17 protein-coding genes are annotated in these 22,348 nt (G+C 61.7%); 16 read left to right on the top strand and 1 reads right to left on the bottom strand.

The genetic code is table 11. The annotated features are described in order from the left end of the window. Positions 1-9: 9 nt before the first annotated feature. The gene (locus HH213_RS10435; RefSeq protein WP_169112202.1) at positions 10-2,358 is read right to left on the bottom strand and encodes a Tex family protein; all 2,349 of its coding nucleotides are present in this window, start codon (positions 2,356-2,358) and stop codon (positions 10-12) included. A gap of 195 nt (positions 2,359-2,553) precedes the next feature. Between HH213_RS10435 and HH213_RS10430 the strand changes: the two genes are divergently transcribed. The 16 genes from HH213_RS10430 (at position 2,554) to murA (ending at position 22,346) form a co-directional block, all read left to right on the top strand. Then, complete coding sequence (locus HH213_RS10430) at positions 2,554-5,682, top strand: DEAD/DEAH box helicase (protein ID WP_110845904.1); 3,129 nt, start codon at positions 2,554-2,556, stop codon at positions 5,680-5,682. A gap of 3 nt (positions 5,683-5,685) precedes the next feature. After that, entirely contained in the window at positions 5,686-6,822 is a 1,137-nt protein-coding gene (locus HH213_RS10425; RefSeq protein WP_110845903.1) for a PAS domain-containing sensor histidine kinase, read from the top strand. A gap of 54 nt (positions 6,823-6,876) precedes the next feature. Further along, positions 6,877-7,557: a response regulator transcription factor gene (locus HH213_RS10420; protein ID WP_110845902.1), complete on the top strand. Its 681-nt coding sequence runs from the start codon at positions 6,877-6,879 to the stop codon at positions 7,555-7,557. Between the two features lie 138 nt (positions 7,558-7,695). Then, positions 7,696-8,397: a transposase gene (locus HH213_RS10415; protein ID WP_169112201.1), complete on the top strand. Its 702-nt coding sequence runs from the start codon at positions 7,696-7,698 to the stop codon at positions 8,395-8,397. Positions 8,398-8,536: 139 nt separating this feature from the next. Continuing rightward, complete coding sequence (locus tag HH213_RS10410; protein ID WP_169112200.1) at positions 8,537-13,261, top strand: glutamate synthase-related protein; 4,725 nt, start codon at positions 8,537-8,539, stop codon at positions 13,259-13,261. Positions 13,262-13,294: 33 nt separating this feature from the next. Then, positions 13,295-14,758, top strand: coding sequence for a glutamate synthase subunit beta (locus HH213_RS10405; RefSeq protein WP_169112199.1), 1,464 nt, complete (start codon positions 13,295-13,297; stop codon positions 14,756-14,758). Between the two features lie 256 nt (positions 14,759-15,014). Then, entirely contained in the window at positions 15,015-15,818 is an 804-nt protein-coding gene (locus tag HH213_RS10400) for an ABC transporter ATP-binding protein (protein WP_110845898.1), read from the top strand. Beyond that, entirely contained in the window at positions 15,815-16,600 is a 786-nt protein-coding gene (gene mlaE / locus HH213_RS10395) for a lipid asymmetry maintenance ABC transporter permease subunit MlaE (RefSeq protein WP_110845897.1), read from the top strand. The genes HH213_RS10400 and mlaE overlap by 4 nt, the downstream gene beginning before the upstream one ends. Before the next feature lie 24 nt (positions 16,601-16,624). Next, the gene (gene mlaD, locus HH213_RS10390) at positions 16,625-17,095 is read left to right on the top strand and encodes an outer membrane lipid asymmetry maintenance protein MlaD (RefSeq protein ID WP_110845896.1); all 471 of its coding nucleotides are present in this window, start codon (positions 16,625-16,627) and stop codon (positions 17,093-17,095) included. Then, the gene (locus HH213_RS10385) at positions 17,095-17,901 is read left to right on the top strand and encodes an MlaA family lipoprotein (RefSeq protein WP_110845895.1); all 807 of its coding nucleotides are present in this window, start codon (positions 17,095-17,097) and stop codon (positions 17,899-17,901) included. Before mlaD ends, HH213_RS10385 begins: the two co-directional genes overlap by 1 nt. A 29-nt stretch (positions 17,902-17,930) precedes the next feature. Beyond that, positions 17,931-18,572, top strand: a complete 642-nt coding sequence (locus HH213_RS10380; RefSeq protein WP_110845894.1) for an MlaC/ttg2D family ABC transporter substrate-binding protein — start codon at positions 17,931-17,933, stop codon at positions 18,570-18,572. A gap of 9 nt (positions 18,573-18,581) precedes the next feature. After that, a complete protein-coding gene (locus HH213_RS10375) occupies positions 18,582-19,004 on the top strand; it encodes an STAS domain-containing protein (RefSeq protein WP_110845893.1) in 423 nt (140 codons plus the stop codon). A gap of 158 nt (positions 19,005-19,162) precedes the next feature. Further along, a complete protein-coding gene (locus tag HH213_RS10370) occupies positions 19,163-20,077 on the top strand; it encodes an ABC transporter ATP-binding protein (protein ID WP_161043072.1) in 915 nt (304 codons plus the stop codon). Further along, positions 20,074-20,841, top strand: a complete 768-nt coding sequence (locus HH213_RS10365) for an ABC transporter permease (RefSeq protein ID WP_161055143.1) — start codon at positions 20,074-20,076, stop codon at positions 20,839-20,841. The genes HH213_RS10370 and HH213_RS10365 overlap by 4 nt, the downstream gene beginning before the upstream one ends. 15 nt (positions 20,842-20,856) lie before the next feature. Continuing rightward, the gene (locus HH213_RS10360; protein ID WP_110845890.1) at positions 20,857-21,093 is read left to right on the top strand and encodes a BolA family protein; all 237 of its coding nucleotides are present in this window, start codon (positions 20,857-20,859) and stop codon (positions 21,091-21,093) included. Positions 21,094-21,095: 2 nt separating this feature from the next. After that, positions 21,096-22,346: a UDP-N-acetylglucosamine 1-carboxyvinyltransferase gene (murA, locus tag HH213_RS10355; RefSeq protein ID WP_169112198.1), complete on the top strand. Its 1,251-nt coding sequence runs from the start codon at positions 21,096-21,098 to the stop codon at positions 22,344-22,346. The last annotated feature ends 2 nt before the right edge of the window (positions 22,347-22,348 follow it).

Below are 22,348 nucleotides of genomic sequence, written 5' to 3'. Positions count from 1 at the left end.
TTCTGCGGCTTAGCCGCGCAGCTTGGCGAAGGCGGCCGCCATGCTGCCGCTGGCCGCCGGTTCGCGGGTCTGCTGCTTCTGCTGCTGGCCCATGGCGCGGCGATCGTTACGGTCGCCGCGCTGCTGCGGCTGCGCACCGGCTTGCGGCGCGCTGTCGGACAGGCGCATGGTCAGGGCAATGCGCTTGCGCTTCTCGTCCACTTCCAGCACTTTGACCTTGACCACCTGGCCGGCTTTCACCACCGTGTGCGGATCTTTGACGAAGGTGTTGGACAGCGCCGAGATGTGCACCAGCCCATCCTGATGCACGCCGATGTCGACAAACGCGCCAAACGCGGCGACATTGGTCACCACGCCTTCCAGGATCATGTCGGGACGCAGGTCGCGGATTTCCTCCACGCCTTCCTTGAAGGTGGCGGTGGTAAATTCAGGACGCGGATCGCGGCCCGGCTTTTCCAGCTCCTTCAGGATGTCGGTGATGGTCGGCACGCCGAATTTCTCATCGGCATACTTGGCCGGCTGCAAACGCTTGATCAGCGCGCTGTCGCCGATCACCGCCTTGATGTCCTTCTGGATATCGCCGAGGATTTTTTCCACCAGCGGATACGATTCCGGGTGTACCGCCGATGCGTCCAGCGGATTGTCGCCGCCCATCACGCGCAGGAAGCCGGCGGCCTGTTCAAACGTTTTGTCGCCCAAGCGCGGCACCGATTTCAGCGCGGCGCGCGAGGTGAACGCGCCTTTGACGTCGCGGTAGCTGACAATCGCCGTCGCCACCGATGACGACAGGCCGGACACGCGTGCCAGCAGCGGCGCCGAGGCGGTGTTGACGTCGACGCCGACCGCATTCACGCAATCCTCGACCACCGCATCCAGCGTGCGCGCCAGCTGGGTTTGCGACACATCGTGCTGGTACTGGCCGACGCCGATCGATTTCGGATCGATCTTGACCAGCTCGGCCAGCGGATCTTGCAGGCGGCGGGCGATCGACACCGCGCCGCGCAGCGAAACATCCATGTCCGGCAGTTCGCGCGACGCGTATTCCGAGGCGGAGTACACCGACGCGCCCGCTTCGGAGACGACGATCTTGTGCATTTTTTGCTCGGGGAAGCGCTTGAGCAGGTCTTGCGCCAGCTTGTCGGTCTCGCGCGAGGCGGTGCCGTTGCCGATCGAAATCAGCGATACATTGTGCTTGGCGGCCAGCTTGCCCAGCGTGTGCAGCGAGCCTTCCCAGTCGTTTTTCGGCTGGTGCGGGTAGATGACGGCGGTGTCCATCACCTTGCCGGTGGCGTCCACCACGGCAACTTTAACGCCGGTGCGCAGGCCCGGGTCCAGGCCCATGGTGGCGCGCTGGCCGGCCGGGGCCGCCAGCAGCAAGGCTTTCAAGTTGGTAGCGAAGACGGTGATGGCATCCAGCTCGGATTTTTCGCGCAACGCGCCCATCAGCTCGGTTTCCAGGTGCATAAAACTTTTCACGCGCCAGGTCCAGCGTGCGGTGTCGGACAGCCATTTGTCGGCCGGGCGGCCGCTGCTCTTGATGCCGAAACGGGCGGCGATGCGGCTTTCGCACGGATTGTGCGGCGCGTCCCACTTTGGTTTTTCCGGTTCGGAGTCCAGCCGCAGGGTAACGTCCAGCACGCCTTCGCGGCGACCGCGCATCAGCGCCAGTGCGCGGTGCGACGGTACCGACGACAGGTTTTCGCTGTAATCGAAGTAGTCGGCGAACTTTTCACCTTCTTCTTGCTTACCTTCAATAACCTTCGATTCGACGATGCCATGCTCTTGGACATATTCACGCAGCGACTGAAGCAGGGTAGCATCTTCGGCAAAACGCTCCATCAGGATCTGGCGGGCGCCGTCCAGCGCGGCCTTGGTGTCGGCCACGCCCGGATTGTTGCCGTCGGTGGTGGTAAAGGCTTCGCGCAGGAACTTGGCGGCTTCGACTTCCGGATTCAGTTCGGGATTGCCCAGCAGGCCGTCGGCCAGCGGCGCCAGGCCCGCTTCGATGGCGATTTGGGCCTTGGTGCGGCGTTTTTGCTTGTAGGGAAGATATAAGTCTTCCAGCCGGGTCTTGTCTTCTGCGTGCATGACAGCATCTAATAAGACCGGTGTCATTTTGTTTTGCTCGGTGATCGAGGCGATGATGCTGGCGCGGCGGTCTTCCAGCTCGCGCAGGTAACGCAGGCGCTCTTCGAGCAGGCGCAGTTGGACGTCATCCAGGCCGCCGGTGACTTCCTTGCGATAACGGGCGATGAAGGGCACGGTGGCGCCTTCGTCCAACAGGGCGACGGCGGCAACTACCTGGGCCGGTTTGGCGGACAGTTCGAGGGCAAGACGTTGTTCAATGGAAGGCAACATGGTGAGAAATCCTAGACAGACAAGCCCGGAATAATACGACATCGGCACAGGTTTCGATGCTTTTGCCATGGGAACGTGGGCAAGCCCACTTTGATTGACAGGTTTTTAGCAAGAATACGTAAACACGAACGCGTCAATGGCGGATAATATTGCCTGTTGCCGTTTTTGAACCATCTTTGAACAACAATGCGACCTATGGATTTTACCCGCGACGACGCCCCTGCCGCCCCTGCTGCTCCAGCACCGGCCCCAACGCGCCCTGCGCCGCCCGCGAATCAATTGTCGTACGCTGTCGCCACCTGGCTGCAGCGTGTGGATGCGGCAGCGCACCCGAAAGCCAAGCTGGCGCCGCCGCCGGTCGATAACGACCCCAAGCAGACCCAATACAAGCTGATTTATGTGCTGGCGCCTACCAGCGGCGGCCGCCATGTGGCGCTGTGCCTGTACAAGGCGCGCCTGCGGCCGAACGGCGACGTGGCCGCGGCCAGCCCGGTCAGCGAAGTGTTCTCGCTGCTGTCGACCCCCCCTACGTTCATGACGCCGAACGACGAAGACCTGATCCGTTTCTTCGTCGCCATGCGCAGCGGCCAGAATTCGCAGACCGGCTCGGCCACCGAACCGCGCGGCAAGATCGGCGCGGCGCTGCTGAATATGCTGGCCGAACAGGACAAATTGCTGTGGGCGAACTCCTGGGCCGACGTCGGCAACGGCCTGGTGTATCCGCTCAAGGGCGGCGTGTTGCGCGAGGCCAACCTGGCCTGGCGCGAAGAAGGCAAGGGCCTGCGGCTCGGCTGGCAGGTGGCGCCGCCGCCGGGCGCCAAGCATGTCGGCGCCGACCAGGTCGACTACATGCTGCCAACCGATCCGCCGTGGTACATCGATAACCTGTCGTGCGGCGTGCTGCAATTGAACCAGGGCGGCGCCACGATTCCGCTGGCCGATTTGCAGGCCCTGGTGGCGCAGGCGCCGTTGCTGACCAACAACGACAAGATGCGGGTCTCGCAACTGCTGCTGGCGCACGGTCTGCAAGGGCTGATGCCGCTGCCGCAACCGTTGCCGCAGCGCATGCGCGACGACGTCAAGCCGCGTCCGGTGCTGACGCTGGAAGCGGCGATGCTGGCCGACGGCTCGCTGCAACGCTGGCACGATTTCGCCGTACTGTCGTACGACTACGACGGCGAACGGGTGTCGTTCGATCCGTCGCAGCGCGTGGTCCGCCAAAAGGGCGAGGTCACCGAAATCATCCAGCGCGATAGTGAGGCCGAGCAGGCCGCGCTGGCGTTGCTGACCGAGCGCCACTTCATCGCGCCGACCACGCTGCCGCTGAGCAGCCTGAAGGGCGCCGTATTGCTGCCGAGCCAAGCCGAGTGGATACGCTTCGCCCGCGACGGCATCGCCGCGCTGAAGGAAGCCGGCTGGAAAATCGAGAAAACCGCCAAATACCGCTATGACACGGTGGAAGTCGGCGACTGGTATGCCGACGTGGTGGAAGATCCGGCCGACGGCGGCCACGCCTGGTTCGACCTGGAACTGGGCATCATGGTCAACCAGGAACGGGTGCCGCTGCTGCCGGTGCTGGTGCAGCTGATCCGCAATGCCCCCAACGATTTCAATCCGAAAGTCATCGCCCAGCATGGCGCCGAAGACCAGATGCTGGCCACGCTGGCGGACGGTTCACGCGTGGCGCTGCCGTGGGGCCGCGTGCGTCCAATCCTGAATACGCTGGGCGAGTTGTATTTCAGCGACAAAATCAAGAACTCGGTGCACATGGCCACGCTGGACGCGGCCCGCCTGGACGAGCTGGCCCGCAATGTCGAGCTGCAGTGGACCGGCGGCGAGGAATTGCGCGACATGGGCGCGCGCCTCAACCAGTTCGGTTCGGTCACGCGGGTCGCTACCCCGGCCGGCTTGCAAGCCACGCTGCGTGACTATCAAACCGATGGCCTGTCGTGGATGCAGTTCCTGCGCGAATACGGCTTTGCCGGCATCCTGGCCGACGACATGGGCCTGGGCAAGACCGTGCAAACCCTGGCGCATATTCTGGTCGAGAAGGAAGCCGGCCGCTTGACGGCGCCGGCGCTGGTCATCGCCCCCACCAGCCTGATGGGCAACTGGCAGGAAGAAGCGGCGCGCTTCGCGCCCGGCCTGAAAGTGCTGCTGCTGCAAGGCAAGGACCGCATGGGCCAGTTCGACCAGATCGAAGAAGCCGACCTGGTGCTGACCACCTACGCGCTGCTGCCGCGCGACGAGGAAAAATTGCGCGAGCACGATTTCCATCTGGTGATCCTGGACGAGTCGCACTACATCAAGAACACCCGCTCCAAGGCGGCCCAGAGCGCCGGCCTGCTGCGCGCCCGTCATCGGCTGTGCCTGTCCGGCACGCCGCTGGAAAATCACCTGGGCGAACTGTGGTCGCAATTCCATTTCCTGCTGCCTGGCCTGCTGGGCGACGAGAAGGGCTTCAACACGGTGTTCCGCCACCCGATCGAGCGGGCCGACGATCCGCTGCGGCGCGCGCTGTTGAACCGCCGCATCAAGCCGTTCCTGCTGCGCCGGACCAAGGACAACGTGGCCAAGGAGTTGCCGCCGAAGACAGAGATGGTGCGCAAGGTCGAACTGACCGGCGCTCAGCGCGACCTGTACGAAACCGTGCGTCTCGCAATGGACCAGAAAGTGCGCGACGAAATCGACCGCAAGGGCGTGGCGCGCAGCCAGATCGTCATCCTGGAAGCGCTGCTCAAGCTGCGCCAGGTGTGCTGCGATCCGCGGCTGGTCAAATCCACCACCAAGAAACAACAGGCGGCCGGTTCGGCCAAGCTGATTGATCTGATGCAGATGATCGAAGACTTGCTGGAAGAAAAGCGCAAGATCCTGGTGTTTTCGCAGTTCACCAGTATGCTCGAGCTGATCCAGGAAGAACTGGAGTCGCGCGACATTCCGTATGCGCTGCTGACCGGCGAGACCAAGGACCGCAGCGCCCAGGTGGCGGCCTTCCAGCAAGGCGCGGTGCCGATTTTCCTGATCTCGCTGAAGGCCGGCGGTGTCGGACTCAACCTGACGGCGGCCGATACGGTTATCCACTATGATCCGTGGTGGAACCCGGCGGCGGAAAATCAGGCCACCGACCGCGCCTGGCGTATCGGTCAGGACAAGCCGGTGTTCGTGTACAAGCTGATCGCCAAGGGCACGCTGGAAGAGAAGATCCAGGTCCTGCAACAAAAGAAATCGGACCTGGCGCAATCGATCCTGGCCGAAGGCGAATCGCAGAAGATGGCCTTGACCCAGGAAGACCTGCAACAGATCTTCGCACCTTTGGTGGAGTAAATCATGACGCAGACGCTAGCGGAACTCCAGGCGGCACTCCAGCAGTCGCAAGCCAACGAGGCCCGCTACCGGCTGCTGCTGGAACACAGCAGCGAGATCAGCTGGATGGCCGATTGCGCCACGCTGCAGCTGACCTGGCTGAGTCCGGCGGCCGAACGGCAGTTCGGCTACACGCTGGACACCGCCAAAACGCTGGCCCACGGCCTGCTCAAGGACTTGCAGGCGCGGCTGGCGCGCTACGCCGATGGCGATCTGAGCCGTCGTCGCTTGCTGCGTGAAACCGAGTTGGCGCATGCCGACGGTCATCTGGTACCGGTGGAAATCGAATCGACCTTGATCCTCGACGCGCACGGTGTGCCGGCCAGCGTGGTTGGCGTGGTGCGCGACCTCAGCGCCAGGCGCGAGCTGGCGGCGCAGCAGAAAAAGTTCGCGTCCATGCTGTCGCACGAATTCCGCACGCCGCTGTCGACCATCGACGGCGCCGTACAGCGGCTGGAAATGACCGGCGCCCACCACGACGAAGGCACGCGCAAGCGCTACCGCAAGATCCAGACCGCCGTCGACCGCATGCTGGCGATGCTAGACGAATACCTGTCGCCGGAGCGCATGGCCAGCATCGGCCGCGAACGCCAGCCCGATGAAGTCAATCCCGCCGATCTGTTGCAAAGCGTGGCCGAACAGGCGCGCCGGCGCCGGCCGCAGGTATCGGTGCGCACTGAAAACCTGCCGCAATGGATGCGGTGCGATCCGGCAGGTGTGCGTTTATGTTTGGAAATATTAATAGACAATGCAATAAAGTACACAGAGGATAATATTCCGCTAGAATTGGTGGGGAGAATTGCAACGGAAGGTGGCGTCGAGCTGCTGGTGCGCGATCACGGCGCCGGCATACCGGAGGCGGATCTGCCCCAGGTGTTCGACAAAGCGTTCAGGGGTAGCAATGCCGCCAGTGTGGCGGGATCGGGCCTGGGCCTTTATATGGCGCGTTCCATTGTTGATGTGCACGGTGGTACTGTTACTGCGAGAAATGTTTCTGAAAGCGGCACGGAATTTCGGATTTGGCTGCCTGTGGCCGTCAATGCCGGGAAAAGCCTTGCGCGGGCCGGGGCCAGCAGTGATAATTCCCTAGACGCAAGCTGATTGTCCCAAGTTTTGGGCACAATTTGCTCAACAATTGAACGAAGTGGCGCATCAATGACGCAAATACTCATCGTGGAAGACAATCTGGACTACGCCGAGGAGATGGCGGAGTTCCTGACTGAACTTGAACACGAAGTGCACATCACCAACAACGCCAGCGACATGTGGTCGGCTTTGAGCCAGGGCAACGTTGGCGTGGTCGTGCTGGACCTGGGCCTGCCGGACGAGGATGGTTTCAACGTCATCCCCCGCATGCGCCAGCTGTATCCGCAGATCGGCTTGCTGGTGCTGACCGGCCGGGTGGCGTTCGACAATCGCATCCTGGGCCTGCGCCTTGGCGCGGACCACTACCTGACCAAGCCTATCAAATTCCCGGAACTGGCGGCGCACATTGAGGCGCTCGACCGTCGCGTCGGCCCGCAGGAGACGATCCCGCTGCCAAGCAAGTGGACGCTGAAAGTAAGCGCGCGCCAATTGGAGTTGCAGGGCATGGCCATCACGCTGACCGAAAAGGAATGCAATTTCCTGCATCTGTTGACGATTAACACCCGGCCGGTGCCGCGCCAGGTCATCGTGGCCGGTATTGGCGGCGACGATCCGGACGCCGGCCGCCGGGTCGATATGTTGGTGTATCGCCTGCGCAAGAAAGCCCGTACCGGCCTCGGCCAAGACCTGCCGCTGCGCAGCGCCTACGGCGAAGGCTACAGCCTGTCGGCCAGTTTCAACCTGTCCTGAAACCCGCAAGGCGGCAGAGGGGTCTGACCCCGTACGGGGTCAGACCCCGGGGTTCGCGCAGTGCGGGGTGCTAAATAGGGACAGAGTCAAGCAACAAGGGTAGAATCGTATTTCGATCTACCCTTTTTTGTTATCTGTATGGCTCGCCTGCCCCGCTTAATCGTTCCGAATCAGCCCCACCACGTCATCCAGACCGGCCTCAACAACCAGGATGTGTTCCTCGACGCCGAAGACTATCAAACCTTTCTCGGCTGGCTGCGCACCGCCGCCAAGACCTACAGAGTCGCCATCCACGCCTATTGCCTGATGCCGAATCACCTGCATTTGCTGCTGACGCCGTCCGACGACAACGGTTTGGGCCAGATGATGCAGTGGGTCGGCCGCTATTACGTGCCCTATTTCAATCAAAAGTATGTCCGCAGTGGAACTTTGTGGAACGGAAGATACAAAACTTCGCTGATTGATGCCGACGCCTACTTTATGTTGTGCAGCCGTTATATCGAGTTCAACCCGGTGCGCAACGGCCTGGTCGCGCGCGCCGAGGATTATCCTTGGTCGAGCTATTGTCACCACGCCGGCATCCGTCCGGACGGACTGGTGACTGACCATGCCAAGGTCTGGGAACTGGGCAACACGCCATTCCAGCGGGAGGCGGCCTACAGCGCGCTGTCAGAGCCGGCTCTGAGCGCCGATGAAATCACTTTAATTAGTAACGCCTTGCTCAAAGGCTGGCCGCTGGGCTCGCAGCAGTTCCAGACCGCCCTGCAGAAGAAGATGAAACGCCAGGTATTGCCGGCAAAACGGGGCCGGCCATTCAAAATAAAGCCTTCCGCCGAATAGCGCTCCACTCTGTCCCCATTTAAATAAATAAGCTTCTGAGGAAAATTTAATCCGACTCCGACCCTAATTGTTATGCTTGAGGTTTACGCTGCGTTGCACTAATCTTGTCCCTCAAGCCAATCAGTTTTGGAGTTTAGCCATGGAAGCACAAGGTCTGTACGATCCGTCCAACGAACATGACGCCTGCGGCGTCGGTTTCGTCGCCCACATCAAGGGCAATAAGAGTCACTCGATTGTGGAACAGGGTCTGCTGATCTTGAAGAACCTCGATCACCGGGGCGCGGTCGGTGCGGACCCGCTGATGGGCGACGGCGCCGGTATCCTGATCCAGATTCCGGACCAGTACTACCGTGACGAAATGGCCAAGCAAGGCGTGGAACTGCCGCCGCCAGGCGAGTACGGCGTCGGCATGGTGTTCCTGCCGAAGGAAAACGCGTCGCGCATCGCCTGCGAACAGGAAATCGAACGCGCGGTGCGCGCCGAAGGCCAGGTCGTGCTGGGCTGGCGCAACGTGCCGGTCGATACCGACATGCCGATGTCGCCGACCGTGCGCACCAAAGAGCCGGTGATCCGCCAGATCTTCATCGGCCGCGGCGCCGACATCATGGTGACCGACGCGCTGGAACGCAAACTGTACGTGATCCGCAAATCGTCCGGCCACGCCATCCAGGCGCTGAAACTGATCCACGGCAAAGAATTCTTCGTGGCCTCGCTGTCGGCCCGCACCATCGTCTACAAGGGCCTGCTGCTGGCCGACCAGGTCGGCGTCTACTACAAAGACTTGCAGGATGCGCGCTGCATCTCGGCGCTGGCGCTGGTGCACCAGCGTTTCTCGACCAACACCTTCCCGGAATGGCCGCTGGCCCACCCGTACCGCCTGATCGCCCACAACGGCGAGATCAACACCGTCAAAGGCAACTTCAACTGGATGCGCGCGCGCGAAGGCGTGATGAAGTCGGCCGTGCTGGGCGACGACCTGCAAAAGCTGTTCCCGCTGATCTATGAAGGCCAGTCGGACACCGCCTGCTTCGATAACGCGCTGGAGCTGCTGTTGATGGCAGGCTATCCGCTGGCCCAGGCGATGATGATGATGATCCCGGAAGCCTGGGAAAATCACGGCACGATGGACGACAATCGCCGTGCGTTCTACGAATATCATGCCGCCATGATGGAACCATGGGACGGCCCGGCCGCCATGGCCTTCACCGACGGCCGTTACATCGGCGGCACGCTGGACCGCAACGGCTTGCGTCCGGCCCGCTACATCGTGACCGACGACGACCTGGTGGTAATGGCCTCGGAATCTGGCGTGCTGCCGATTCCAGAGTCGAAAATCATCCAGAAATGGCGTCTGCAACCAGGCAAGATGTTCCTGATCGACCTGGAAGCCGGCCGCATCGTCGACGATAAAGAGCTGAAAGACACCTACGCCAACGCCAAGCCATACAAGGCCTGGATCAACGCGGTGCGCATCAAGCTCAACGAAATCAAGCTGAGCGAAAGCCAGCTGGCGCACAACCGCGCCAAGGACAAGCAGGCGCCGGGCGAAAAAGCCGTGCCGTCGCTGCTGGACCGCCAGCAAGCCTTCGGCTACACCCAGGAAGACCTGAAATTCCTGATGGCGCCAATGGCCGCCGCCGGCGAAGAAGCCACCGGCTCGATGGGCAACGACTCGCCGCTGGCCGTCATGTCCAACAAGCTCAAGCCGCTGTACTCGTACTTCAAGCAGCTGTTCGCCCAGGTGACCAACCCGCCGATCGACCCGATCCGCGAAGCGATGGTGATGTCGCTGGTGTCGTTCATCGGCCCCAAGCCTAACCTGCTGGACACCAACAACGTCAACCCGCCGATGCGCCTCGAAGTGTCCCAGCCTATCCTGGGCTTCGACGATATGGAGCGCCTGCGCAACATCACCCTGCATACCGGCGGCAAGTTCAAGGCTTACGAGCTGAACATTTGCTACCCGCTCGCCTGGGGCAAGGAAGGCGTCGAAGCCTGCCTGGCATCGCTGTGCGCGGAAGCCGTGGATGCGGTCAAGTCCGGCCACAACATCCTGATCGTGTCGGACCGTTCGGTCGGCCCGGACCGCGTTGCCATCCCGGCGCTGTTGGCCACCTCGACCATTCACCAGCACCTGGTCAGCAAAGGCCTGCGCGCCTCGACCGGCCTGGTGGTGGAAACCGGCTCGGCCCGCGAGACTCACCACTTCGCGCTGCTGGCCGGCTACGGCGCGGAAGCGATCCACCCGTACCTGGCGATGGAAACCCTGGCCGAAATGGCGGCCGGCATGCCGGGCGATATGTCGGCGGAGAAAGCCGTCTACAACTTCACCAAGGCGGTCGGCAAAGGCCTGATGAAGGTCATGTCCAAGATGGGCATCTCGACCTATATGTCGTACTGCGGTGCGCAGATCTTTGAAGCGGTCGGCCTCAACAAGTCGTTGGTCGACAAATACTTCAAGGGCACCTCGTCCAACGTGGAAGGCATCGGCGTGTTTGAAGTGGCGGAAGAAGCGCTGCGCCTGCACAACCTGGCCTTCGGCGACGATCCGGTGCTGGCCAACCACCTGGACGCCGGCGGTGAGTACGCCTTCCGCGTGCGTGGTGAGGACCACCTGTGGACGCCGGACGCGATCGCCAAGCTGCAACACTCGACCCGCGCCAACAATTTCTCCAGCTATAAAGAGTACGCGCAGATCATCAATGACCAGAGCAAGCGTCACCTGACCTTGCGCGGCCTGTTCGAGTTCAAGATCGATCCGAGCAAGGCGATTCCGCTGGACGAAGTCGAGCCGGCGAAAGAGATCGTCAAGCGCTTCGCCACCGGCGCGATGTCGATGGGTTCGATTTCGACCGAAGCCCACGCCACGCTGGCGGTCGCCATGAACCGCATCGGCGGCAAGTCCAACACCGGTGAAGGTGGCGAAGATCCATCGCGCTACACCATGGAACTGAAAGGCATCAAGATCAAGCAGGGCGAGACCATGGCGTCGGTCATGGGCGCCGAGCAGATGGTGGTCGATATTCCGCTGCAAGAGGGCGACTCGCTGCGTTCGCGCATCAAGCAGGTAGCGTCGGGCCGTTTCGGCGTGACTGCGGCTTACCTGAACTCGGCCGATCAGATCCAGATCAAGATGGCGCAGGGCGCCAAACCGGGCGAAGGCGGCCAGCTGCCGGGCCACAAGGTGTCGGAATACATCGCCACGCTGCGCTTCTCGGTACCGGGCGTGGGTCTGATTTCGCCGCCGCCGCACCACGATATTTATTCGATTGAAGATCTGGCGCAGCTGATCCACGATCTGAAGAACGCAAATCCGCGCGCTTCGATCTCGGTCAAGCTGGTGTCGGAAGTGGGTATCGGCACTGTCGCCGCCGGCGTCACCAAGGCCAAGGCCGACCACGTGGTGGTCGCCGGCCATGACGGCGGCACCGGTGCCTCGCCGCTGTCGTCGGTCAAGCACGCCGGCACCCCTTGGGAGCTGGGCCTGGCTGAAACCCAGCAAACGCTGGTGCTGAACGGTCTGCGCAGCCGGATTCGTGTGCAGGCCGACGGCCAGATGCGTACCGGCCGCGACGTCGTCATCGCCGCCATGCTGGGCGCCGATGAAATCGGCTTCGCCACCGCGCCGCTGGTGGTCGAGGGCTGCATCATGATGCGCAAATGCCATTTGAACACCTGCCCGGTCGGCGTCGCCACGCAAGATCCGGTATTGCGCGCCAAGTTCTCGGGCAAGCCTGAGTATGTGGTCAACTACTTCTTCTTCGTGGCCGAAGAAGCGCGTCAGCTGATGGCCCAGCTGGGTATCCGCACCTATGACGAGCTGATCGGCCGCGTCGATCTGCTGGACAAGTCGAAAGCCATCTCGCACTGGAAGGCGCAGGGCCTGGACTTCAGCAACATCTTCTACCAGCCGCCAGTGCAGGACGGTCATTCGATCTATCACACCATGGATCAGGACCACGGCCTGGACAAGGCGCTGGATCACAAGCTGATCGCTCAGGCGAAAGCAGCGCTGGAAAAAGGCGAGCGCGTGTCCTTCATCTCGCCGGTGAAGAACTTGAACCGCACCGTCGGCACCATGCTGTCGGGCGAAGTGGCCAAGCGCTACGGTCACGCCGGCCTGCCGGATGACACCATCCATATCCAGCTGCAAGGCACGGCGGGCCAGTCGGCCTGCGCCTTCCTGGCGCACGGCATCACCATCGACCTGGTCGGTGAGGGCAACGATTACGTCGGCAAGGGCTTGTCGGGCGGCCGCATCATCGTGCGTCCTAACACTGAGTTCCGTGGCTGGGCGGTCAACAACATCATCATCGGCAATACCGTGCTGTACGGCGCGATTGCCGGCGAGGCCTTCTTCAACGGCGTGGCCGGCGAACGTTTCGCTGTGCGTAACTCGGGCGCCACCACCATCGTCGAAGGCACCGGCGACCACGGTTGCGAATACATGACCGGCGGCACCGTGGTGGTGCTGGGCCATACCGGCCGTAACTTTGCGGCCGGCATGTCGGGCGGTATCGCCTACGTCTACGATCCGGACGGCGATTTCGAATCGCGCTGCAACACCTCGATGGTGACGCTGGAGCGCGTGCTCAGCACCAAGGAACAGTCGATCGACAGCGCCACCTTCCACGTGCAGCATAAAGACCACGGCCGCGAGGCCGACGAAGTGATCCTGAAGCGTTTGATCGAGCGTCACTTCAAGCACACCGGCAGCACGCGCGCGCGCCTGTTGCTGGACAACTGGGCCGATAGTCGCGGCAAGTTCGTCAAGGTATTCCCGAGCGAATACAAACGCGCCCTGGCCGAAATGGCCGAGGATGTGGCGAACGAAGCCGCAGTCGTGCAACCAGTTGCTGCTTAAGCCAGCGTCACAAGATTACGAAGGAAAAATATCGTGGGTAAAATCACCGGCTTCATGGAATTCCAGCGTCAGGAAGAAAGCTATCTGCCGCCAGCAACGCGCCTGAAAAACTACGCGGAGTTCGTCATTCCGCTGACTAACGAGCAAGCCAAGATCCAGGGCGCGCGCTGCATGGACTGCGGCATCCCGTTCTGCAACAACGGCTGCCCGGTCAACAACATCATTCCGGACTGGAACGATCTGGTCTATCGCGGCAACTACCGCGAAGCGCTGGACACGCTGCATTCGACCAACAACTTCCCGGAATTCACCGGCCGCATCTGCCCGGCGCCGTGCGAATCGGCCTGTACCCTGGGCATCAGCGAAGATCCGGTCGGCATCAAGTCTATCGAGCACAAGATCATCGACGAGGGCTGGGAACACGGCTGGGTCGTCCCTCAGCCGCCAAGCAAGCAGACCGGCAAGAAAGTCGCCGTGGTCGGTTCCGGTCCTGCCGGCCTGGCCGCCGCCCAGCAGCTGGCGCGCGCCGGCCACGCCGTCACCGTGTTTGAAAAAGCCGACCGCGTCGGCGGCCTGCTGCGCTACGGCATTCCCGACTTCAAGATGGAAAAGTCGCACATCGACCGTCGCGTCAAGCAGATGGAAGCCGAAGGCGTGACCTTCCGCACCAGCGTGCTGATCGGCAAAGACTTCCCGGCCAACGTCAATAACTGGGCCAAGGAAACCATTTTCCCGGAAGACCTGCAAAAAGACTTCGACGCCGTGGTGCTGGCCGGTGGTTCCGAATCGCCGCGCGACCTGCCGGTGCCGGGCCGTGAGCTGAAAGGCGTGCATTTCGCCATGGATTTCCTGCCGCAGCAAAACAAGGTTAACGCCGGCGACAAGGTGAAAGACCAGATCAAGGCCACCGGCAAGCACGTGGTGGTGATCGGCGGCGGCGATACCGGTTCCGACTGTGTCGGCACCTCCAACCGCCACGGCGCCGCGTCGGTGACCCAGTTTGAACTGATGCCGATGCCGCCGGAACAAGAAAACAAGCCGCTGGTCTGGCCATACTGGCCGACCAAGCTGCGCACTTCGTCGTCGCACGAAGAGGGTTGCGAGCGCGACTGGGCGGTGGCCACCAAGCGCCTGGAGGGCAAGGGCGGCAAGGTCGAGAAGCTGATCGCCTGCCGCGTCGAGTGGAAAGACGGCAAGATGGCGGAAGTGCCGAACTCGGAATTCGAAATGAAAGCCGATCTGGTGTTCCTGGCCATGGGCTTCGTGTCGCCGGTCGCCACCATCCTGGATGCGTTCGCAGTGGACAAAGATGCACGCGGCAACGCCAAGGCCAGCACCGATGGTGAGGGCTGCTACAAAACTTCCGCAGCCAAAGTCTTTGCCGCCGGCGACATGCGCCGTGGCCAGTCGCTGGTGGTGTGGGCGATCCGCGAAGGCCGCCAGTGCGCGCGCGCGGTCGATGAGTTCCTGATGGGCAGTTCCGAGTTGCCGCGGTAATCCCTGACGCGGTAATCAGGTTCGGCCTGATTCTCTGCCGGATACGGACGGGCGATCCCCGACCGTGTCCGGTTTTTTTATGTAAGACTGTACTGAATGTAACATTTCGTTCCCGGTGTAAATTGCTGACTTTGGGTTCAGTAGTGTTGTATTATCTGTATTGTTATCCGACTTTTTGCCCCGCTCCGGAGGGGCCCTCAGCAGAGATTGACGTTTCTGCACTACAATACGGCCATTCCAAAAAATGAGTTCAGTCGTGCCAAATCTAGTCGAAATCCGTGATTTACACTTTTCCTATGGCAAGCGCGCGATCCTGACCGGCTTGAACATGGACTTCCCGCGCGGGAAGGTGGTTGCAATCATGGGCGGCTCCGGCAGTGGCAAGACCACCGTGTTGCGCCTGATCGGCGGCCAGTTGCGCCCGCAGCGCGGCCAGGTCAAGGTGCAGGGCCAGGTGGTGCACAAGCTCAATACCGCCGGCCTGTACCTATTGCGCCGCAAGATGGGCATGCTGTTCCAGCACGGCGCACTGTTTACCGACCTGACCGTGTTCGAGAACGTCGCCTTCCCGCTGCGCGAGCATACCGACCTGCCGGAAGAGCTGATCCGCAACCTGGTGTTGATGAAGTTGCAAGCCGTGGGCCTGCGCAACGCCGCCAAGCTGAAACCGGGTGAAATCTCCGGCGGCATGGCGCGCCGCGTGGCGCTCGCGCGTTCGATCGCGCTGGACCCGGAACTGATTATGTATGACGAGCCGTTCGCCGGCCTGGATCCGATCTCGATGGGCGTCACCGCCAACCTGATTCGCAACCTGAACACGGCGCTGGGCTCGACCACCATCCTGGTGTCGCACGACGTCAAGGAAAGCTTTGCCATTGCCGACTATGTGTATTTCCTGTCGCAGGGCAAAATTGTTGCGCATGGCACGCCGGCTGAAATGAGCGTGTCCACCGATCCGTATGTGAAGCAGTTCGTCAACGCAGAAGCCGACGGCCCGGTGCCGTTCCACTATCCAGGCAAGTCCCTGGCCGACGATCTGGGCCTGGGAGTGCATGTATGAGTGTAAAGAATTGGTTGTCCCGCCTGGGCGCGCCGCTGCGCGACTATGTGGAAAGCATCGGCTATGGTTTCCGTACCTTCGCCAATATGCTGGGCGTGTCGCCCGGCTTGTTGCGCCGGCCGGGGCTGGTAATCGAGCAGCTGCATTTCATCGGCAATTATTCGGTGCTGATCATCACCCTGTCCGGCCTGTTCGTCGGCATGGTGCTCGGCCTGCAGGGTTATTACACGCTGAATAAATACGGTGCTGAGCAATCGCTGGGCCTGCTGGTGGCGCTGGGCCTGACCCGTGAACTGGGCCCGGTCATCACCGCGCTGCTGTTCGCAGGCCGCGCCGGCACCTCGCTGACCGCCGAAATCGGCCTGATGAAGGCCGGCGAGCAACTGTCCGCCATGGAAATGATGGCCGTCAATCCGATCCAGCGCGTGCTGGCGCCGCGTTTCTGGGCCGGCGCGCTGTCGGTACCGCTGCTGGCGTCGATGTTCAGCGCCGTCGGCGTGCTGGGCGGCTGGCTGGTCGGCGTGCAGCTGATCGGCGTCGACGACGGCGCCTTCTGGTCGCAGATGCAGGGCGGGGTCGACTTCTGGAAAGATATTATTAACGGCTTTGCCAAGAGCGTGGTGTTTGGCGTGGCGATCACCTTCATCGCCCTGTACCAGGGCTACGAAGCGCAGCCGACGCCGGAAGATGTGGCGCGCGCCACCACCCGCACCGTCGTGATCTCGTCGCTGATGATCTGGTGGCTGGACTTCATGATGACGGCGCTGATGTTTAGCAAATAAAAAGATTAGAACTGAGGAATAATTATGCAACGTAAATCTCTGGATGTCTGGGTCGGTCTGTTTATCGTCATCGGCGTGGCCGCATTGATGTTCCTGGCGCTCAAGGCCGGCAATACCAGTTCGCTGTCCTGGGGCAAAACCTACGCCATCAGCGCCAAATTCGACAATATCGGCAGCCTGCGTCCGCAAGCAGCGGTCAAGGCCGCCGGCGTGGTGGTCGGCCGTGTGGGAGAGATCAAGTTTGATGACAAGAGCTATCAGGCGCTGGTAACCTTAAATATGGAAGAGAATTACAAATTCCCTAAGGATAGCTCGGCGAAGATTTTGACGGCCGGCCTGCTGGGCGAACAATATGTCGGCATTGATGCCGGTGGCGATACTAACAATCTGGTGGCCGGCGACAAGATCGCCCGGACCCAATCGGCAACCGTGCTGGAAGACCTGATCAATCAGTTCATCTATAGCAAGGCTGCCGAAGGAAAGGACAATAAATAATGAGCCGTACCGTAAAACAATTCCGTCAGGTTGCGCTGGCGCTGGGCGTCACCATGCTGGTGGCCGGTTGCGCCGGCCCGAATCCGCGCGATCCGTACGAAGGCTACAACCGCGCCATGTTCAATTTCAACGATAAAGTTGACGAATATGCGCTGAAACCAGTGGCCACCGGCTATAAAAACATCACCCCGAGCTTTGTGCAGACCGGCGTGGGCAACTTCTTCGGCAATCTGGGCGATGCCTGGACCGCCGTCAATCAGTTCTTGCAAGGTAACGGCGAAGCCGGCATGACCGACGTCACCCGCTTCGCGCTGAACTCGACGCTGGGTATCCTCGGCCTGTTCGACATCGCCTCGGAAGCCGGTCTGCCGAAGCACAAGGAAGACTTTGGCCAGACGCTGGGCGTATGGGGCGTGAGTTCCGGTCCGTACCTGGTGCTGCCGCTGCTGGGACCGTCCACCGTGCGTGACACGGTGGCGCTGCCGGCCGATTTCGCCGGCGACATCTGGCGCTACAAGGATCCGACCAATGTGCGTAACATGGGCGCCGTGCTGCGCGTGGTCGACACCCGCGCCGGCCTGCTGGACGCCTCGACCCTGCTGGAAGCCGCGTCGCTGGACCGCTACGAGTTCCTGCGCGACGGTTATCTGCAGCGCCGCGAGAGCCAGATTCATCCGGATGCCGACTATGCGCCACGTAAAGTGGAAAAAGATGATACTGCTGAAACTTCTGCCCCCGTGTCATCCGAACCGGCGGCAAAAGAGTTAAACTCCGGCACACCGGCTGCAAAACCTGACAGCCAGTGACCTGAAGAACCACTCATAAGGCATAGACAATGAACTTCATCAAACAATTTATCGCTCTGGCTACCGTTGCATTGGCGTTCAACGCCGCCCACGCTGCTGACGAAGCGCCGGACGCGCTGGTCAAACGCATCAGCTCGGACGTGCTCAACACCGCTAAGAGCGACAAGGCCATCCAGGCCGGCGACACCAAAAAAGTCATCGACCTGGTGGAAACCAAGATCCTGCCGTACGTCGACTTCCAGCGCATGACCTCGCTGGCCTCGGGCCGCTTCTGGCGCGACGCCAGCCCGGACCAGCAGAAAGCGCTGACCGAGCAGTTCCGCCAGTTGCTGGTGTACACCTACTCCGGTGCGCTGTCGCAGGTGAAGGACCAGACCGTTGAGTTCAAGCCGCTGCGCGCTGACCCGGCCGATACCGACGTTGAAGTGCGCTCGCAGGTCAACCAGGCCCGTGGCGAACCGATTCCGCTGAACTACCGCGTCGCCAAGGGCCCGAACGGCTGGAAGATCTACGACATCAACGTGCTGGGCGCGTGGCTGGTCGAGACCTACAAAGGCACTTTCGCTTCGGAAATCTCGAAGGGTGGCATCGACGGCCTGATCAAGGCGCTGACCGAGAAGAACAAGTCGCTGGCCGCCAAGCCCCTCAACACTGCTGCACCAAAAAAATAAGCTGACGCCATGAACGCCGTTACCGATCCCATCGACAACCTGCAATCGCTCACGTCCCTGACCGTGCTCAACGCCACTGCGGCGTTGCAGCGTGGCTATGCCGCCATCAAGGCCGGCCAGACCGCGTTCGACCTGCGCCATGTGTTGACGGTGGATTCGGTGTCGGTGTCGGTGATGCTGGCATGGCAGCGCGCCGCGCACGACGCCGGCATCAAGCTGGAACTGAAAAACCTGCCGCCGGCGCTGCAAAGCCTGACCAAGCTGTACGGCGTGTGCTCGCTGCTGTTCCCGCCGGACGTCCCGCTGGAGCAGGATCCGACACTGGCGCGCAACCCGGCGCACGATGAATTTGCGCCTGTGAAGGCGCCGGAGACGGTCTTCGCCAAGAAGACCGCCGTGGCCGCCGACTCGGCCAACCACCATCATCATTGACCTCCGCCCCACCCCGCCGCCTGCAGTAAACCCCGGTCCGGCTCGGACCGACTGAATTTCCCCTATAATTGAACGTTGCCACAGTCGCAGCGCTGTGGCGTCCGCAGCATCTTCGCGCGCGCCGCATCGGCCGCCGCAACCTTATTGATAAGTCAAGCATGACAGCGATCCAAATTAGCAATGTCGAGAAGCGCTACAAGGCGCTCCAGGCACTGGGCGGCGTGTCCCTCAGCATTGAAGAGGGCGAATTCTTTGGCCTGCTGGGGCCGAATGGCGCCGGCAAGACCACCCTGATTTCCATCATCGCCGGCCTGATCCGGCCAGACGCCGGTTCGGTCAAGATCCACGGCCACGACGTGGTCAGCGATTTCCGCGAAGCGCGCAAGAAGCTCGGCGTGGTGCCGCAGGAACTGGTGTTCGACCCGTTCTTCACCGTGCGCGAGACGCTGCGTTTGCAATCAGGCTACTTCGGCCTGAAAAACAACGACGCCTGGATCGACGAGGTGATGCACAACCTCAACCTGACCAACAAGGCCGACACCAATATGCGCGCGCTGTCGGGCGGCATGAAGCGCCGCGTGCTGGTGGCGCAGGCGCTGGTGCACAAGCCGCCGGTGATCGTGCTCGATGAGCCGACCGCCGGTGTCGACGTCGAACTGCGCCAGACGCTGTGGAAGTTCATCTCGCGCCTGAATCGCGAAGGCCACACCGTGGTGCTAACCACCCACTATCTGGAAGAAGCGCAGGCCATGTGCAAGCGGGTCGCCATGCTCAAACTGGGGCAGGTGGTGGCGCTGGACAGCATGGCGTCGCTGATCCGCCGCATCTCCGGCTCGCAGCTGATCGTCAACATGAAGCATGGCGACCTGCCGGACGATTTACGCCACCTGATCACGCATCCGGAAGCGTCCGAGCACGGCAAGAAGTACAGCCTGCGCATCAATGAATATGCGGAAGTCGAGCAAATCCTGGCGCGCCTGCGCGAATCGGGCGCCATCATCGACGACATGCAACTGCAACAAGCGGATCTGGAAGATATCTTCTTGCAGATCATGGACAAAGGTACCGTATGAACTTCCTCTCCGCCGGATTCCGTACGCTGGTCTTCAAGGAGATCCTGCGTTTCTGGAAAGTCGCCACGCAAACCATCGCCGCGCCGATCCTGACCGCCATGCTGTACCTGATGATCTTCGGCCATGTGCTGGAAGGCCGCGTCACCGTGTACCAGGACGTCAACTACACCTCGTTCCTGATTCCGGGCCTGGTGATGATGAGCGTGCTGCAGAACGCCTTCGCCAACGCCTCGTCGTCGCTGATCCAGTCCAAGATCACCGGCAACCTGGTGTTTGTGCTGCTGACGCCCTTGTCGCACTGGGAGATCTTCTCGGCCTACGTGATCGCCGCCATGGTGCGCGGCATCATGGTGGGCCTGGGCGTGTTCCTGGTGACCGCCTGGTTTGCCCATCTGTCGTTCGCGGCGCCGCTGTGGATCCTGGCGTTTGCGTTGCTGGGCGCCGCCATCCTCGGCACCATGGGGCTGATCGCCGGCGTCTGGGCTGAAAAGTTCGACCAGCTGGCGGCGTTCCAGAACTTCCTGATCGTGCCGCTGACCTTCCTGGCCGGCGTGTTCTACTCGATCCACTCGCTGCCGCCGGTATGGCAGGCGGTGTCGCACCTGAATCCGTTCTTCTACATGATCGACGGCTTCCGTTATGGTTTCTTCGGCCAGTCCGACGTCAGCCCGCTGGTGAGCCTGGCCATTGTTTCGGCCTTCCTGGTGGTGCTGTCGTTCCTGGCGATTCGTTTGCTGCGCAGCGGTTACCGCCTGCGCCACTAATATTCAAGGACTATCATGCCTACTACTCCAGAACTCATCCACGGCTATATCTCGGCCGGTCTCGAATGCACCCACCTCCAGGTGGAAGGCGACGGCCAGCACTTCCAGGCGGTGATCGTCTCGCCGGCGTTTGCCGGCAAGCGCCCGATCCAGCGCCACCAGCTGGTGTACGCCGCGCTGGGCGACCGCATGCGCGAAGAAATCCACGCGCTGTCGATGAAAACCCTCACCCCTGAAGAATACCAAGGATAAGCATGGACAAGCTTCTGATTCAAGGCGGTAACCGCCTGCAAGGTGACATCACGATCTCCGGCGCGAAGAACGCCGCCCTGCCTATCCTGTGCGCGGGTCTGCTGACCGCCGGCGATCTGGAATTGTCCAACGTGCCGCACCTGCACGACGTCGCCACCATCCTCAAGCTGCTGGGCGAAACCGGCCTGAAAGTCACGCAGGACAACGACAAGGTCACGCTCAACGGCAGCGCCATCACCAAGCTGGAAGCGCCGTATGAAATGGTGAAAACCATGCGCGCCTCGATCCTGGTGCTGGGCCCACTGCTGGCGCGCTTCGGCGAAGCCAAGGTCTCGCTGCCGGGCGGCTGCAACATCGGTTCGCGTCCGGTCGACCAGCACATCAAGGGTCTGCAGGCGATGGGCGCCGACATCACCATCGAAGGCGGCTACATTTACGCCAAGTGCGCCAAGCTGAAAGGCGCGCGCATCGTCACCGACATGATCACCGTCACCGGCACCGAGAACCTGCTGATGGCGGCGACCCTGGCCGAAGGCGAGACCGTGCTGGAAAACGCCGCCTGCGAGCCGGAAGTGACCGACCTGGCGCATCTGCTGGTAGCCATGGGCGCCAAGATCGAAGGCATCGGCACCAACCGTCTGGTGATCCAGGGCGTGGCCGAACTGCACGGCGCCAAACACACGGTGGTCTCAGACCGCATCGAAGCGGCGACCTTCCTGTGCGCGGTGGCCGCCACCGGTGGCGACATCACCATCCGCAACACCCGCGTCGACATCATGGATGCGGCGCTGGACAAGCTGCGCGAGATCGGCCTGAAACTGACCATCGGCGACAACTGGATCCGCGCGCAGATGGACAAGCGTCCGACCGCCGTCACCTTCCGCACCACCGAATACCCTGGCTTCCCGACCGACATGCAGGCGCAGTTCATGGCGGTGAACACCATCGCCGACGGCGCCAGCCGCGTGACGGAAACCATTTTTGAAAACCGCTTCATGCACGTCCAGGAGATGAACCGCCTGGGCGCGCAAATTGAAACCGATGGCAACACAGCCTTTATCAAAGGCGTGGAACAGCTGGTTGGCGCGCCTGTGATGGCGACCGACCTGCGTGCCTCCGCTTCGCTGGTGATCGCCGGCCTGGCCGCGCGCGGTGAAACGCTGATCGACCGCATCTATCACCTGGACCGCGGCTACGATCAGATGGAAGTCAAACTCTCCGCCGTAGGCGCCAACATCCAGCGAATCAAATAATC

It is taken from the genome of Duganella dendranthematis (genome assembly GCF_012849375.1).
GTDB classification, from domain to species: Bacteria; Pseudomonadota; Gammaproteobacteria; order Burkholderiales; family Burkholderiaceae_D; genus Rugamonas; species Rugamonas dendranthematis.
Note: the sequence above shows the minus strand (reverse complement) of the source record. Positions and strands in the feature narration are given on the sequence as shown.

Bases quoted from the DNA above. Each gene is read 5' to 3' on its own strand.
- HH213_RS10415 (WP_169112201.1), top strand. From the start codon at position 7,696: ATGGCTCGCCTGCCCCGCTTAATCGTTCCGAATCAGCCCCACCACGTC.
- HH213_RS10365 (WP_161055143.1), top strand. From the start codon at position 20,074: ATGAACTTCCTCTCCGCCGGATTCCGTACGCTGGTCTTCAAGGAGATC.
- HH213_RS10435 (WP_169112202.1), bottom strand. From the start codon at position 2,358: ATGTTGCCTTCCATTGAACAACGTCTTGCCCTCGAACTGTCCGCCAAA.
- mlaD (WP_110845896.1), top strand. From the start codon at position 16,625: ATGCAACGTAAATCTCTGGATGTCTGGGTCGGTCTGTTTATCGTCATC.
- HH213_RS10425 (WP_110845903.1), top strand. From the start codon at position 5,686: ATGACGCAGACGCTAGCGGAACTCCAGGCGGCACTCCAGCAGTCGCAA.
- HH213_RS10375 (WP_110845893.1), top strand. From the start codon at position 18,582: ATGAACGCCGTTACCGATCCCATCGACAACCTGCAATCGCTCACGTCC.
- HH213_RS10380 (WP_110845894.1), top strand. From the start codon at position 17,931: ATGAACTTCATCAAACAATTTATCGCTCTGGCTACCGTTGCATTGGCG.
- HH213_RS10430 (WP_110845904.1), top strand. From the start codon at position 2,554: ATGGATTTTACCCGCGACGACGCCCCTGCCGCCCCTGCTGCTCCAGCA.
- HH213_RS10370 (WP_161043072.1), top strand. From the start codon at position 19,163: ATGACAGCGATCCAAATTAGCAATGTCGAGAAGCGCTACAAGGCGCTC.
- mlaE (WP_110845897.1), top strand. From the start codon at position 15,815: ATGAGTGTAAAGAATTGGTTGTCCCGCCTGGGCGCGCCGCTGCGCGAC.
- HH213_RS10420 (WP_110845902.1), top strand. From the start codon at position 6,877: ATGACGCAAATACTCATCGTGGAAGACAATCTGGACTACGCCGAGGAG.
- HH213_RS10360 (WP_110845890.1), top strand. From the start codon at position 20,857: ATGCCTACTACTCCAGAACTCATCCACGGCTATATCTCGGCCGGTCTC.
- HH213_RS10410 (WP_169112200.1), top strand. From the start codon at position 8,537: ATGGAAGCACAAGGTCTGTACGATCCGTCCAACGAACATGACGCCTGC.
- HH213_RS10385 (WP_110845895.1), top strand. From the start codon at position 17,095: ATGAGCCGTACCGTAAAACAATTCCGTCAGGTTGCGCTGGCGCTGGGC.
- murA (WP_169112198.1), top strand. From the start codon at position 21,096: ATGGACAAGCTTCTGATTCAAGGCGGTAACCGCCTGCAAGGTGACATC.